The sequence below is a fragment of the Kluyvera sp. 142486 genome, from assembly GCF_046569695.1.
GTDB lineage: Bacteria > Pseudomonadota > Gammaproteobacteria > Enterobacterales > Enterobacteriaceae > Kluyvera.
On the sequence record NZ_JBKHUI010000001.1, the window covers coordinates 317,636 to 331,603 of the forward strand.

General features: G+C 59.5%; 13 protein-coding genes. 4 read left to right on the top strand and 9 right to left on the bottom strand.

All coding sequences use genetic code 11. The features are described from left to right. Nucleotides 1-8 precede the first annotated feature (8 nt). Nucleotides 9-557, top strand: coding sequence for an RNA polymerase sigma factor (locus ACLGE8_RS01595; protein ID WP_410995966.1), 549 nt, complete (start codon nt 9-11; stop codon nt 555-557). Continuing rightward, nucleotides 554-1,231, top strand: a complete 678-nt coding sequence (locus ACLGE8_RS01600; RefSeq protein ID WP_410995967.1) for an anti-sigma factor domain-containing protein — start codon at nt 554-556, stop codon at nt 1,229-1,231. The genes ACLGE8_RS01595 and ACLGE8_RS01600 overlap by 4 nt, the downstream gene beginning before the upstream one ends. Before the next feature lie 41 nt (nt 1,232-1,272). On the opposite strand, the gene ACLGE8_RS01605 is transcribed toward ACLGE8_RS01600, so the two are convergent. The 6 genes from ACLGE8_RS01605 to ACLGE8_RS01630 form a co-directional block, all read right to left on the bottom strand. Further along, complete coding sequence (locus ACLGE8_RS01605; RefSeq protein ID WP_410995968.1) at nt 1,273-3,180, bottom strand: heavy metal translocating P-type ATPase; 1,908 nt, start codon at nt 3,178-3,180, stop codon at nt 1,273-1,275. Then, nucleotides 3,177-4,247, bottom strand: a complete 1,071-nt coding sequence (gene hflK, locus ACLGE8_RS01610) for a protease modulator HflK (protein WP_410995969.1) — start codon at nt 4,245-4,247, stop codon at nt 3,177-3,179. The genes ACLGE8_RS01605 and hflK (ACLGE8_RS01610) overlap by 4 nt, the downstream gene beginning before the upstream one ends. After that, nucleotides 4,244-5,245 (bottom strand): protease modulator HflC, encoded by a 1,002-nt coding sequence (gene hflC, locus ACLGE8_RS01615; protein ID WP_410995970.1) that lies wholly within the window; start codon nt 5,243-5,245, stop codon nt 4,244-4,246. Before hflC ends, hflK (ACLGE8_RS01610) begins: the two co-directional genes overlap by 4 nt. Beyond that, the gene (gene hflK, locus ACLGE8_RS01620; RefSeq protein ID WP_410995971.1) at nt 5,242-7,131 is read right to left on the bottom strand and encodes a protease modulator HflK; all 1,890 of its coding nucleotides are present in this window, start codon (nt 7,129-7,131) and stop codon (nt 5,242-5,244) included. Before hflK (ACLGE8_RS01620) ends, hflC begins: the two co-directional genes overlap by 4 nt. Nucleotides 7,132-7,307: 176 nt before the next feature. Continuing rightward, nucleotides 7,308-8,534, bottom strand: coding sequence for a multidrug effflux MFS transporter (locus ACLGE8_RS01625; protein ID WP_410995972.1), 1,227 nt, complete (start codon nt 8,532-8,534; stop codon nt 7,308-7,310). Between the two features lie 53 nt (nt 8,535-8,587). Then, nucleotides 8,588-9,430 carry an SDR family oxidoreductase gene (locus ACLGE8_RS01630; protein ID WP_410995973.1) on the bottom strand — a complete coding sequence of 281 codons (843 nt, stop codon included), beginning with the start codon at nt 9,428-9,430 and terminating at the stop codon, nt 8,588-8,590. A 169-nt stretch (nt 9,431-9,599) separates the two neighbouring features. Between ACLGE8_RS01630 and ACLGE8_RS01635 the strand changes: the two genes are divergently transcribed. After that, on the top strand, nt 9,600-10,505 hold the full coding sequence (locus ACLGE8_RS01635) for a LysR family transcriptional regulator (RefSeq protein WP_410995974.1): 906 nt from the start codon (nt 9,600-9,602) through the stop codon (nt 10,503-10,505). A 49-nt stretch (nt 10,506-10,554) separates the two neighbouring features. Here the strand turns inward: ACLGE8_RS01635 and ACLGE8_RS01640 are convergent, their stop codons facing one another. The 3 genes from ACLGE8_RS01640 to ACLGE8_RS01650 all read right to left on the bottom strand — a co-directional run bounded on the left by ACLGE8_RS01640 (nt 10,555) and on the right by ACLGE8_RS01650 (nt 12,860). Then, nucleotides 10,555-11,226, bottom strand: coding sequence for a carboxymuconolactone decarboxylase family protein (locus tag ACLGE8_RS01640; RefSeq protein ID WP_410996097.1), 672 nt, complete (start codon nt 11,224-11,226; stop codon nt 10,555-10,557). 106 nt (nt 11,227-11,332) lie between these two features. After that, entirely contained in the window at nt 11,333-12,316 is a 984-nt protein-coding gene (locus ACLGE8_RS01645) for an aldo/keto reductase (RefSeq protein WP_410996099.1), read from the bottom strand. 16 nt (nt 12,317-12,332) lie between these two features. After that, nucleotides 12,333-12,860, bottom strand: a complete 528-nt coding sequence (locus tag ACLGE8_RS01650) for an NAD(P)H-dependent oxidoreductase (protein ID WP_410995975.1) — start codon at nt 12,858-12,860, stop codon at nt 12,333-12,335. 142 nt (nt 12,861-13,002) lie between these two features. Here ACLGE8_RS01650 and ACLGE8_RS01655 point away from each other — a divergent pair, with 142 nt between their 5' ends. Continuing rightward, the gene (locus tag ACLGE8_RS01655; protein ID WP_410995976.1) at nt 13,003-13,956 is read left to right on the top strand and encodes a LysR substrate-binding domain-containing protein; all 954 of its coding nucleotides are present in this window, start codon (nt 13,003-13,005) and stop codon (nt 13,954-13,956) included. Nucleotides 13,957-13,968 lie beyond the last annotated feature (12 nt).

Below are 13,968 nucleotides of genomic sequence, written 5' to 3' on the forward strand. Positions count from 1 at the left end.
GGAAGCCAATGACAGCTAATGCGCCTCATATTCATGCCGGATTAATGAATCAGATAGCCTGCGGCGATAAAGATGCCCTGGCGCAGCTCTACCATCTCCTTTCTCCCAAACTGCTAGGCATCATTCTGCGCATGGTCAGACGTCGTGACTGGGCCGAAGAGATCCTCCACGATACCTTTATTCAAATCTGGCAATCGGCTATCTATTACGACGAGCAGCGCAGCGAACCGCAAATCTGGCTCAGCCATATCGCCAGGAATCGTGCGATCGATTATTTGCGCAAGCATGAGCATCGCTGTTGTTCGGTTGAGGAGATAAGCGAGGCCGAAGACAGTTTTCAAGCGCCGCCTCCCGGCGACGACGTACATCAGGAGGCGCGTCGACTTCATCACTGCATGGACCATTTACCCGCAGAGCAACGCCAAAGCATTGCGCTGGCCTATTATCGCGGCCTGTCGCAAACCGAGATTGCTCTGTCGATGAACCAGCCGGAAGGCACGGTGAAAAGCTGGATCCGTCGCGCGTTGACCCACCTCAGGGAGTGTATTGGCCTATGAGCACGGAAGAGAAAGAAGTATTGTCGGCCGCCATCTATGTGCTGGGGCTAACCGACCCACTGAAACGACGGCAGCTGGATAAACGGCTGAATGAAGACGGCGATTTTGCCGCTGAAGTCGCGCGCTGGCAGAAGGCGTTTAGCGCTATTGACGTCACCAGCCGTGATGTTGCGCCTTCGCCTGGGCTTTGGCAGCACATCGAACGCGATCTGGCGCCAATTCAGACCGCTCACGCCGTTTCATCGGCACAAAACCGTCCGCTATTCTGGCTCGGTTGGGCGCTTGCCGCTGCGCTGGGCGGGGTCGTCGTCTTCACTCAGGTGATAAAACCAGACGCTGCGCCTGCGCTGCAGACCATTGCCATTCTTAGCGACAAGCAGTCCGAACGGCAGTTCGTGGTGATGCTGGATAAATCGGTTTCCACGCTTCAGGTCTCGGCGCTGGATGTCACCTTGCCGCGCGATAAAACCCTGCAACTGTGGATGATCAAGGGCAGTGCCCCACCGCGCTCACTCGGGCTAATCACCCAGCGCGACGGTAATACCTTCAAGCTCCCCGCCGAGGCGCTGGATAATCAAACCATATTGGCCATAAGCCTGGAACCGCCTGGCGGCTCCCCGCTGCCAGGGCCTTCCGGCCCGGTGGTGTATCAGGGCAACGTCAGAGCGCTGTAGCGCAAGAAAGCGCGTGGCAACGCGGTTTTGCCACGCTCCGTTTAGTGGGTCTCATCGAACTGCAACAAGCGACCGGTGTTGAGCAGCACCAGCAGCGTACTCAAATTATGCAGCACCGCCGCAATCAGCGCGCCAGCCGAACCCAGCAATCCCATCGCCGCCGCGGCGACGATAAGAATCGTCCAGCCCAGCCCAATAAAGACGTTCACCTGCAGCGTCGCACGGCATTTACGGCTCAGGCGGATAGCGCTCGGCAAGCGGCGCAAATCACCGCCCGCCAGCACCACGTCCGCCGACGCCAGCGCGATATCCGCACCGCTGCCGCCCATCGCGATACCCACCGCACCGGCTTTTAAAGCCAGCGCATCGTTGATGCCATCGCCGACGACCATTGGCCGCCAGCCGTCATCAACCATCTCCTGCACCTGACGCAGTTTTTCCGCCGGTAGCGCTTCAGCCGCCAATTCATTAATGCCCGCCTGCTGTGCCACGCGCTCGGCAACCGCCAGCCGATCGCCGGTCAGCAGTTGTACACGGTTAACGCCTAGCAATTGCAGTTCAGCAATCACCGCAGGCGCTTCCGGGCGCAGGGTATCTTCCAGCAGAAACCAGCCGAGGAAAACGCCATCGAGCGCCAACCCGACCACCGGGCCTTCATGCTCCGGCAGCGGCGCTACCGTTACGTGATGCTGGGTAAACAGCGCCTGCCGTCCGAGTAGCGCAACGCCATCATCGGTTGTCGCAGTAATGCCAACGCCCTGAATCTCTTTGACCTCACGCAGCGCGATTTTACCCGGTTCGGTCACCGACTCCGCTAGCACCCGGCTCACCGGATGGTTACTGGTGGCACCCAGCGCAGCCGCCAGCGCCAGCACCCGTTCACGCGGGAGGTCCGTCGTCAGCACCGCCTCCACAAAGCTCAAGCGCCCTTGGGTCAACGTCCCGGTTTTATCGACGATCAACGCATCGACATCCGCCAGTTCTTCAAGAAATGCCGCATTACGGATCAGAATGCCGTGCCGTGCCGCGACGGCAATACCCGCCATCGCGGTGGCCGGCGCCGAGAGCACCAGCGCGCAGGGACACGCCGCGACCAGCACCGCCAGCATGGCCTGGCTGTTGTAGGTTAAAAACCAGGTGGTCGCCGCAATCAGCAGCACCAGAATAAGATAGTGCCCGGCATAGCGCTCAAGCATGCGGGTGATCGGCGGTTTCGCCTGCTCGGCATCCTTCATCAGTGCAATGACTTTACCGAGCGTCGACTGGTCACCGGTATGGCTGACTTCAACGCGCAGCAGGCCGTTCAGGTTGATGCTGCCCGCAAAAACGTTCATGCCCGAGGTGGCTTCAACCGGTACGGATTCACCGGTGATATGTGCCACATCAAGACTGGCGTGGCCGGAAAGAATTCGCCCGTCGGCGGGAACCCGGTCGCCCGGTCGCACCTCGACAACCTCTCCCGCTTGCAGATGCTGACTGTCCACGGATTCCAGTTCACCGTTGGCGCGCACACGTCGGGCCTGGCTGCGCGTCAACTTACTCAGCCCGGCAATTGCCTGACGGGTTCCCATTACGCTGCGCTCTTCGAGGATATGGCCGAAAATCATGATAACCGGCAGCAGCGCAGCGGTCATTAAATCGCCGAGCGCCCAGGCTCCCAGCATCGCCAGCACCACCAGCAGGTCGGTAACGCCGTGCAGGTCCGGGTGCAGCAGGCTGTGCCACGCGGCGCGAAACACCGGAACGGCCACCAGCAGCCAGGCGACGCCTGCAAGAATATCGCTGATGCCGGGCTGATCTGGGGCGATTGCCCGCCAGAGTAAGCTCAACAACAGCAGGCCGATGGTGACCATGGTCAGGGTCAGCTGGCGCTGCATACGCCGCTGTTCGGCTGGCGTTTGCAGATTACCGCTAAAGTGAATATGGCCGTGGCTACACTGATGGCTCATGGTTTTGCCTCGCTGTTGGTCGGCGCAGCGGGCTGCGACGTTAATCCTTGCAGGATCAGTCGGCTGTCGTCACCCGGAGCCACGGTAATCACCTGCCCGGCCTGCGCCAGAATATGCGCCACTTTGTCACGCCAGACGCGCTGGAGCAGCCCGCCATCGGTGCCGTCGTGACGTGCCTGAGCCAGTTGAACAATGGTGCGGGTATCGACGTTGGCCTGCGCCACAATTTCCTGGCTACGAGCCTGCGCCTGCCCCAGCGTGCGGTCGGCCTGCTGCTGCGCCTGCTGAGTGCGCAATGCTGCCGCCGTGCGCGCGCTCGCCACCGCCTGCTCCGCCTGCTGCCCGGCGGCCAGCACCGCGTTAAACGCCGCCACGGCGTTTTCCGGCAGTGAAGAGGTAATATCCACGCGCTCAATACGAATGCCCGGATCGTTGCCCCCGGCAGCCAGCCGCGTCAGGCTTTGCGCCATCGCCTGCTTAAAATCACTGCGCAGCTGGATACGCTGCTGCGCCGCATGACTGTCGTTTTGCAGCGTCTCAGGACGGGTCACCAGAATCGAGTCCAGATCGCGGCCTACGCACACCACCGCCGCCGCACGTTCAGCCAGCCGGTCGAGCAACGGCTCAATATGCGGGCGCTGCAGCGCAAACTGCACCGGGTCGTCAACCCGCCAGAACACTCGCACGTTAAGCTGCACCACGCCCGCATCGCCGGTCAGCAAATAGCCAGCACCTGCGCCTGCATCGTTGTCCCTGTCCCAGCTGTTAATCTGACTCAGCTGCTGTTCCCGCTGCAGCGCCAACACATCACGCTCGAGAATGCGCTCCGAGCCCGGCACCTGTTCCACCCGCTCAATCGGGTACGGCCAGGCAAACAGCAGCCCCGCCCCTTCCACCCGCACTGGCTTACCGAAGCGGTAGACCACCGCCCGGCTGTCCGGGGCTATCTGGTAGATGCTGGAAAACAGCCATGCGCAGGCGGCGATAATTGCCGCCGCGTAGAGCGCAAAAAAGGCCAGGCGGTACGACTGCCCCCACGGCGTCGAAATCTGCGAATCACGTATCATGGTTTCGCCGTCTCTTTAAGCTCATCCGGCCCCTGCACCAGCGCCCGGAACGGCTCCGCATCGGTGCGCAACACCATACGGGTATTGCCGTTAACGATGGTGCTCAGCGTATCCAGCGAGCGCAGCAGGTTATAGAGTTGTGGATCGCTGGCCCAGGCTTTACCGTAAATCGTCGCCGCATCGCGTTGGGCGTTCGCCACAATCGTCGCCGCCTTGACGGAGGCATCGGCCTCCACAATGCGCCCATCGCGGTCGGCCTGGGAATGAATTTCCGCCGCCAGCCGTTTACCTTCCGCCGTACGCTCCGCCGCGATGGTTTCGCGCTCGGCGCGCATACGGTCAACGGTGGCGTTAAGCGTCACCGCCGGTAGCGTCAGCCGTTCAATGCCGGTCTGGATAACTTCAATGCCGTAGCTGTTGAGCAACTGTGCTTTTAGCTGCGACTGAAGCGCCTGCTCCAGCTGGGCGATTTTTACCTTGCTGCTATCGACGTTGACGATATCCGCCAGCGCATAGTTACTGGTGGTGGTTTCCAGCGCCGAGCCGATAAAGGTGCGAATCTGGCGCGCCGCTTCATCCGGCTGGTTCTGAACTGCGCGGATAAAGCGCAGCACGTTGCCGTCATCCGGCTTCACCTTCCAGATAACCCACGCCTGTACCAGCACCCGAAGCCCGTCGCGGGTCCCCACGTCCTGCAAACCGCTGGAGGTGGAACGCACGCGCAGGTCAACGTTGATTGGCGTTTCAAACGGCGCCGGTAATCGCCACGCCAGCCCCGGTGAAAGCAGCACCCGCTCCGGGTTGCCAAAACGGGTCACCACCGTCGCGCTGCCCGCGCTGACGTTAAGCAGGCAAGCCGTTAGCACCGCCAGGGTCAGTAAAAAGGCCGCAATACCGAGGCGCAGCGCCCGCTTATTACGCAGCGGCGCGGGAGATGTCGCCTGACGCACGCCCACTTTTTCCGTACGCTGCGGAGGAACGATTGAATGGATCTTCATGGTTTGCTGGCCTTCTGTGGTGCAGTGCTATCGGAGAGCGCAGGATACTGGCGCATATCCAGAACGGGTTCATTGGTGCCCTGAAGGTGACTATCCAGGATGAGAAGCGGCGTATGGGCCAGCGTCTGGCTCAGAATGTGGTAACGGCGCTCAAGAATAAAGGCCTGACCGGCCTGCTGCCAGGCCTGGCTGTCGGCGGCAAACTGCGCCGCGGCGGCCTGGGCACGGGAGAGATTTTCCGCCGCAAACGCCTGCGCGTCGTTCTCGCGGGTTTCGGCGTTTTGTCGCGCGCCGCTGGTTACCGTTGCCGCATAGCCCCGCTCGCGAGCCACCCGCGCGCTGGCGGCAATTTGTGCCGCCTGTACGCCGTGATAGGCGTCGGCGGCCCCGGCTGGCGGATGGATGGCTTCGATACGCGTCGAGAGCAGTTCCACGCCGGTATGCAGCGCGGTTAAACGCTGCTGGATTTGCTGATTAAGCGTCGTCGATAGACTGGCGCGTTGCTCGTTGAGCAGTTCATCCAGCTGTTTGCTGGCAAACTGCGCCACCAGCACCTGACGGGCAATACTGCGGATCAGCACCGGCAAATCTTCCGCCTGATACTGGCTGTTGAGCGCGTCTTCATTGCGCAGCCCCACGCGCCAGATCAGGCGGATATCCATGTTCACTATCTGGAAGCTTTGTTTATCAGCAGCCTGGCTGGCGATCACCTGCGATTGATCGGTCAGGTGGCTGCTGTCCCACAAACGCCAGCTATTTTGTGGCGCCGGGCCTTCCGCGCTGTCAGGTATGTCATCACGCATTTTCTGTTCCGGCTCATCGCTCAGGCGCAGTTCATGCACCGCACCGTACTCCACGGCGCGAACCCGGCCAAACGGCCATGGCAGACCGGCGTGCAGCCCCGGCGATAGCACCGCCATCGGGCGACCAAAGCGTTCGTAAATGCCCCGCTGATGCAGCGGCACCTGCGTCAACCCGCTCAACAACCAGCCAAGCACCGCCAGCCCACAAACCACCGGGACGAAGGTTTTGCCCATCAGACGGAAGGCCTGAACCTGACGCAGATCGATGCCAAAGCGTTGTTCCAGCGTGTCGAGAACAAAAGCCAGCGGGCGCAGCGGCCAGCGATACTGGGCGGCAAACAGGCTACGGGTCAGGAAACGGGTAGACGTATCCTGAGGTAGCGGCGTAACTATCACAATCAGCACGCGCAGGAAATATTCCAGCGCCACCAGCAGCACCAGCAGGCAGCCCAGTTTGATAAGCCACAGCGTCAGCGTCGGCGAATAGGTCACCAGCAGCAGCGACCCGGCCAGCAGGAGCAGCAGGCTCAGCATCACGCGCGTCAGCCCGACATATTCCTGCTGGTAGCGCCAATGGCGGATGGTCTTAAAGCCAATGGTGCGTTCGATAACCAGCAGGCCAAAACTGATGACCAGCAGAATGCCGGGGATGACCCGGCTTATCGCCGTGTCGGCTTCACTAGCCGGGCTGCGGTCCGCGAGGCCGGAAACGGCGAAAAATATCGCCAGCAGCGACAGTACCGCTGTCAGCGCCAGGTGGTTTTGGAAATAGTTCAGCCAGTTCTGTATGGCGGGAGGGAGTAACCGACGCTGCCGCGCTGGGGGGGCTTCATCGCTTTGCGCCTCAGGGGTTGGGCTCTCATAGCGTATGGCGTTATCAACAAACGCCAGCGCCACCAGCACGATGGCCAGCAGCAGCCGGAACGTAGGCAGCCAGAGGCCGGTTCCTGCTATTAACAGCAGGAACGCGTAAATCAGGCCGACCAGCAGCAGTACGCCGTAGAGGGAAAATTTAGCAATGGTAAGACGCAAAAAGAGGCGCGGATGCGGCGCCTGATTCTGCAATAGCGGTGGTAATGACACCCTGATGCTCCCAATGGTTTCGCCTACCCGGCTGCAACACATCTGGTAATAGCAGGAATGGCAAACGGACGCGGATTTTGGCGTTACGATATAACATCATTATCATATACAAAACAGAATATAATAAGCCGCTGCAACCATTTTCGTATCAATATGTAACCGAATATTCAGTGGGCTTATTCCTGCGCCAACGTGCGTTGCTCTCCGCTTTTACCTTTCATCACCATCACAAAGCACAGCAGCGTAAAGGCCATCATAATCCAGGCCATCGCCCACGGCGTGCCGTCGCTAAACACCGACAGCAGCAGCGATGAGACGATCCCGCTGCCGTACTGCAACGAACCAATCAGCGCCGAGGCCGAACCCGCCAGATTCGACGGCACCGTATCCAGCGCAGCGGCGGTCGAGGCCGCAGCGACAATGCCGTTCATCGAGAAGAAGATAAAGATGGTCAGCACCATCGCCACCATGCCGCCAATATGCGTTTTCACCGACAGCGCCAGCAGTACGGTCGCCAGCGCCGCCACAAAAGCGGCTACCCGTAACAGCGTATGCAGCGGGTGGCGCTGCACTAAGCGGCGGTTAACGGAGCTTAGCGCCATCACGCCGATAATATTGACCGAAAACAGCCAGCCGTAGTGCTGCGGGTCAACGTGGTAGTAGCTGATATAGACAAATGGTGAACCGGCGATAAAGGCGTAGGCCGCCACGTAGAAAAAGCTTACGCACAGGGTGTAGCGCATAAATTCGCGGTTTTTCAACAGCGAAGCGTAGTTACCAAACGCGCTGGTGATTGGCGTGGTCAGCCTTTTTTCGACAGGCAGCGTTTCCGGTAGCCACCACAGCGCGATAAACATCGCCGACCCCATCACCACCAGCAGCCAGAACACCGCGCGCCAGGAAGCGATGGTCACAATCTGCCCACCGAGCAGTGGACCTATTACCGGGGCGATGGCGCTGATAATCACCAGCGTCGAGAGCATCTGCGCCGCGCGGGTGCGGGCATAGAGGTCGCGAATCATTGCGCGCGCCAGCATCGGCCCGGTACAGGCGCCAAATGCCTGAAACACGCGCCAGAATACAATCTGCGGCATATCGCTCGACAGCGCGCAGCCGGCAGAACCAATCACAAACAGAACCATACCAATAAACAGCGGGATACGGCGGCCGATGCGGTCGCTAATCGGCCCCCAGATAAGCTGAGCAAACGAGAAACCAATCAGGAAGCCGGTAATAGTCAGTTCGACGTTCCCCTGCAGTTCCGAGGCCATCATCGGCATGGCAGGCAGGTAGATATCGGTTGAAAGCGAGGTAAATGCCATCAGCGCACCGAGGATCACAATAAAGAAGATCCCGGAGGTGGCGGCGCGTTTATTCGGCGTGGAGTGATCGGTTCTGCTCATAATATCCTGACAAAAAAGAATAAACCGGCAGACACATGCTGCCGGTGAAGGGGTTACTCGCCAGCGGGGAAATCGGTCGATGCCGCAAGCGCTTGCTGTGTTTCAAAATCGGCAATACGAGCCTGTAGCGTCGATATGGTGCTGTGTAGCGCCTGCGAGCCCAGCACCATGCGCAGCGGGGCCGGATTGAGCTCTACGCTTTCAATAATACGTGCCGCCATTCGCGCCGGGTCGCCCGGAGCCTGGCCGTTCGCCGGATCGAGCATTTTGAGGAAGCTATGCGCTGGCGTCACATCATATTCCGGCATCAGCGTCGCGACCTGCGCGCTGCCGTAGCGGAATTCGGTGCGCGCACCGCCCGGTTCGACGATAGTCATCCCGATACCAAACGGCGCTACTTCCTGCGCTACGGCTTCAACGAAACCTTCAATGCCCCATTTGGTGGCGTGATACATCGAGTTACCGGGGAAAGCCACCTGGCCGCCGTAGGAGGAGATCTGAATCACCCGGCCACCACCCTGTGCGCGCAGATGCGGCAGTGCGCTGCGGATAAGCTGAATAGATCCAAGCAGGTTAGTATCAATCATTTGCTGTACCTGCGTATCGCTCAGCTCTTCCGCTGCGCCAAACAGGCCGTATCCGGCGTTAGCAATCACCACGTCAATGCGGCCAAAACGCGCCCAGGATTCATCAATAACCTGGCGCACCGCCGCACCGTCGGTGACATCCAGCAGCGGGGCACTGAAGGTTTCCGGCCACGCGGCCAGCAGATCTTCTACCTTCGCCGTGCTGCGCACCGTGCCGATCACGCGCTCACCGCGCGCCAGCAGTTGCTGCGCCATTTCACGACCAAAACCGCTGCTTACGCCTGTAATAAGCCATGTCCGCTGATCCATAAACCCTCCTGCTAACCTGTGAATATTTACACTGTCAGGCGTTGTCGCCCCACGTTTCGATGGCGTGATTATCCGTCGCGGATTATTACCCGTATATGAATTTATCCTGCTTTCAGAATTCCATTTTTGGATATAATAACCACTGAACCCTTCATCATCAGGCCACACCATGCTCGATAAACTTGATGCGCTAAAAATTTTCTGCACCGCCGCGCAGACACTCAAATTCCGCGAAGCCGCTACACAGTTGGGCCTTGCGCCACAGCAAGTCACCCGTGGTATCGCCGAACTTGAGAGCCAGCTTGGCGAAATGCTGTTCCTGCGTAATACCCGGCAAATTAAGCTCACGCCGTTTGGTCAGCAGTTCTGGCCCAAGGCCGAATTGCTGCTGGCGGAAAGCGAAGCGCTGTTCGCCGAAGGCCAGAAGCGCAACGAGCAGTCCATGGCGGGTAAGGTTCGCATCACCCTGCCCCCGCTGTTTGAGAACCGGGATATTATCTGCCAGCTTCTGCATCAGCTGTCGGACTATCCGGAGATTGCCATCGAGTGGCACAACACCGGTCGTCACCTGAATATTATTGATGAGCAGATTGATATTGGTATTCGTATCGGTGCGGTGCCGGATAACCGCTATATCGTTAAAACGATCCGTCCGGTCGGGGTGCAGATTGTCGCGGCGCCAGCGTTAATCCAGCGGCTGGGCGAGCCCGCTGACCTTAAAGCGCTGCAGCTTCACTACCCGCTGAGCGCGCTCAGCAACAGCAACTCCGGCCGCGTCTGGCCGTGGCAGTTTGCTAACGATAATAGTTTCTTTCCGGCCAATCCGGCGTTTGTCGCGTTCGATATCGACAGCGAACTGGCGGCGGCGCTGGCCGGACGCACCGTTAGCCAACTGGCAGATATTACCGTGCGCCCGTTCCTGCAGCGCGGTGAGTTGGTGAATCTGCTACCAGAGCTCAACTATCAGCCCTGGCAGCTCTATATATTTCGCCCGCACCTGCCGCTGCTCCCTGCCCGCGTGAGGCTGGTGTTTGATCTGCTAACGCAGATCCTGCGCGAGCACTTCGGTCATTAAGCCAATTGCCGGGTGGCGCTGAACTTATCCGGCCTCTCGTCGCGCAGCGTTATGACTTTGCGGTTTCAGCAAGAAACTTCGCCAGTACCGCATTAGCATTGGCCGCCATATCCGAAGAGCATTTCGCTGCCAGCACGGCGATAAATGCCTGAAACTGCTCTGGGGTGATGCCGTTATGGTGACTGATGGCAAAGTGGCTTTTCAGCTGGCTTTCTGCGCCAGGAATGGCGGCCAGCGCGGAAATGGTTGCCAGTTCGCGCGTCGGCCAGTCCAGCACATCGCGCTGGAAAATGTCGCCGAAGAGGTGCGATTTCAGGTAGGTATCGATAGCCGGGGCAAAATCAAACAGCGGCCCGTTCACCGCTCTGCCCACCAGCGCCGTTTGGGTATCTCGCCCGGCGCTCAGGCTGTCCCAGTCCGCCGCTGGCGGCGTTGCCGATGGCCCCTCTTCATCGACAATGCCCTGCGCCTGGCGCGCGTTCATCACCGCCATAAAGCAGCCGAGGCCATTAAGGCTGCGTGGAAAACCGCAGTAGGCGTACAGTTGCACCAGCACTTCTTTGATTTCATTGACGGTCAGCCCAGCGTCCAGCCCTTCATGCAGCGCGGTCGTCAATCGGGTCATGTCACCGCTGGCGGTCAGGGCGGCAATGGGGATCATCGCCTGCTGGCGGTCATTTAATGAATGTTGCATCGTAGCGTCTCCGTAGGGAGCCCGCAGGCTCCCATCTGAATCGGTAAATGGGGAAAGTATAGAGCGATGGCGTAAGGTTGATTAGAGGGTGAAATCAGAACTGAGCTATGAGCCAGTTTCATGAATACCGTCACTATCGGCCAGAAAAACGCAGGACTTCCGCCGGGTAGCGTTCGCCCTGAATCTCGATGTTGGCATCGGCAATGCGTTTGAGATCCTGCGCATCAAGCGTGAGGTTCAGCGCGCCAATATTCTCCTCAAAACGCGTCTGGCTGCGGGTGCCAAACAGCGGCACAATCCACGGCTTTTGCGCCATCAACCATGCCAGCGCCACCTGTGCCGGAGTGGCGGCGTGTTTGTCGGCAATCTGGCGGATAAGCGTAACCAGCTGTTGATTGCTGGCGCGGGCGGCATCGGCAAAGCGCGGCGTGTGGGCGCGAATGTCGCTACTGTCAAAGACCGTGGAGGCGTTGATTTTCCCGGTCAGAAAGCCCTTACCCAGCGGGCTGTAGGGCACCAGCCCAATACCGAGGGCTTCCAGCGTTGGCAAAATCTCACGCTCCGGCTCGCGCGTCCACAGGGAATATTCGCTTTGCAGCGCCGCCAGCGGCTGCACCGCGTGGGCGCGACGAATCGAGTCGGCGCTGGCTTCCGACATGCCAAACCAGCGCACTTTTCCTTCGGCAATCAGGTCCTGCACCGTTCCTGCAACCTCTTCCATCGGCACGTCAGGATCAACGCGGTGCTGATAGTAAAGGTCGATGTAATCGGTACCCAGACGTTTCAGGCTGCCTTCTATTGAGCGGCGGATCTGCTCCGGACGGCTGTTGACGCCCCCGCGATGCTCGCCGGTTAGCTGATCGATATCCCAGCCAAATTTGGTGGCGATTTTGACCTGATGGCGAAACGGCGCAAGCGCCTCGCCGACCATCCGTTCGTTGGTCCAGGGACCGTAAACTTCAGCGGTGTCGAAGAAATCCATCCCGCTCTCAACCGCATGGCGGATCAGCGCAATCATCTGCTCGCGGTCCGGTAGCTCGCGAGCTTTACCATAGCCCATCGCGCCGAGCGACAGCGCCGATACCTCAAGCCCTTGCCCTAACTGACGTTTTATCATCATGCCTAACCTCCGGTTACGCCGCGCGCAGCTCGGCGGCAAAACGTGACTGGAACTCGCTCAACTTGTCTTTATTGCGGGCCGCCACCTCATAGAACGCCAGCGGCTGACGGTAGTCCATGCCCACGTAGCGGGCGCTGGCTTTCATCGGAGTGAGCACCTCTTCCATGGTGCTGTTGAGCAGCCCGTCATGGGAATAGGTGAACTCGCTCGCCCCTGCCGTGGTAACGATTTGCAGCGTTTTTGCTTTCAGCGCCTCCCCCCCGGGGCCAAAGGCCCAGCCGTAGGTCCAGACCGCATTCAAATAGGCTTTAAGCATCGGCGTCAAATTGAACCAGTGGGTAGGATAGAGGAACACCACCCGGTCAGCCTCCGCATAGGCGGCCTGTTCTGCCGCCACGTCGATGGCCGCAGGGTTATCACCGTATAGCGCTTCCAGATTACGTACCGTCACGTTTTCCGCCTCTTCGGCGGTCTGCTGCAGCGCGTGAATCGCGCGGGATTGTGAGAAATAAGGATGGGAAACAATCACCAGCGTTTTCATATGTCGATTACCTTGTCATGTTTATCTCGAATGACAGCCAGTATGCGACGACCTATTACTAACTTTAATAGGCCTTATGGTTGATGTACTTTCAACCTAAGGTTAATAATAAAGATCTTTTCCCCTGCTATCGGAACCAGATATGGATCTTTCCCAGCGCGTGCGCGCCATTACCTCGTTTATCGATGCCGCCGATGCAGGCAGTTTTGCCGCTGCCGCGCGTCTTCAGGGCGTGAGCGCCGCCGCTATCAGTAAAAACATTGCCGGGCTGGAACAGACGTTGGGGGTTCGCTTAATGAACCGTACGACTCGCAAGCTCAGCCTGACCGAAGAAGGGGCGGCCTTTTTACAGCAGGCGCGTATCGCCATTGAGGCGCTGGATACTGCCGTCGATACGGTTGTGGCCGGGAAAATGGAGACGCGGGGGCACGTACGTATCTCCACCAGCGCGGCCTTTGGGCGCGAACAGCTGCTGCCCGCCGTGCCGGGACTGCGTCAGCGCTATCCCGGTCTTTCCGTTGAGGTGGATTTTGACGATCGGGTGACCGATATCGTCCGCGATGGCTACGATCTGGCTATCCGCGGCGGGCGCATTGTCGATTCGTCGCTGATTTCCCGCCCGGTCTGTCTGCTGAATATGGCGCTGGTCGCCTCACCGGCCTATCTTGCCGAGTTTGGCGTACCGAGCACGCCGGACGCCCTCAGACATCATCATCTGATCGCCCGTCGCTTTCTCGGCGGCAAAGTGTCGCCCTGGAATTTTCACGCACCTGACGGCAGCCTGGTAACGCTGGAGCCGGACGCGGCGGTGGTCACCCTCTCAGCCCCCGAAGCCCAACTTCAGGCGGCGCTGCTGGGGCTAGGGATCGCCCAGGTTGGTGTGCATCACGCGCTGGCGCACCTGCAAAGCGGGCAGCTGAAAACGCTGCTTTTCGGGCAGCACGATTCCGGTAGCTATGAAATGGTGATTCAGTATCCGCACCGGGCGCTGGTCGCGCCGCGCGTCAAAGCGACCGTCGAATACCTGCTGGAGGCGTTCCGTCAGGACGCCAGATTACATTTCCCCGTTGCCAGACTGGCGGAGTTTGCGGCATAGTCCAGAATAGAT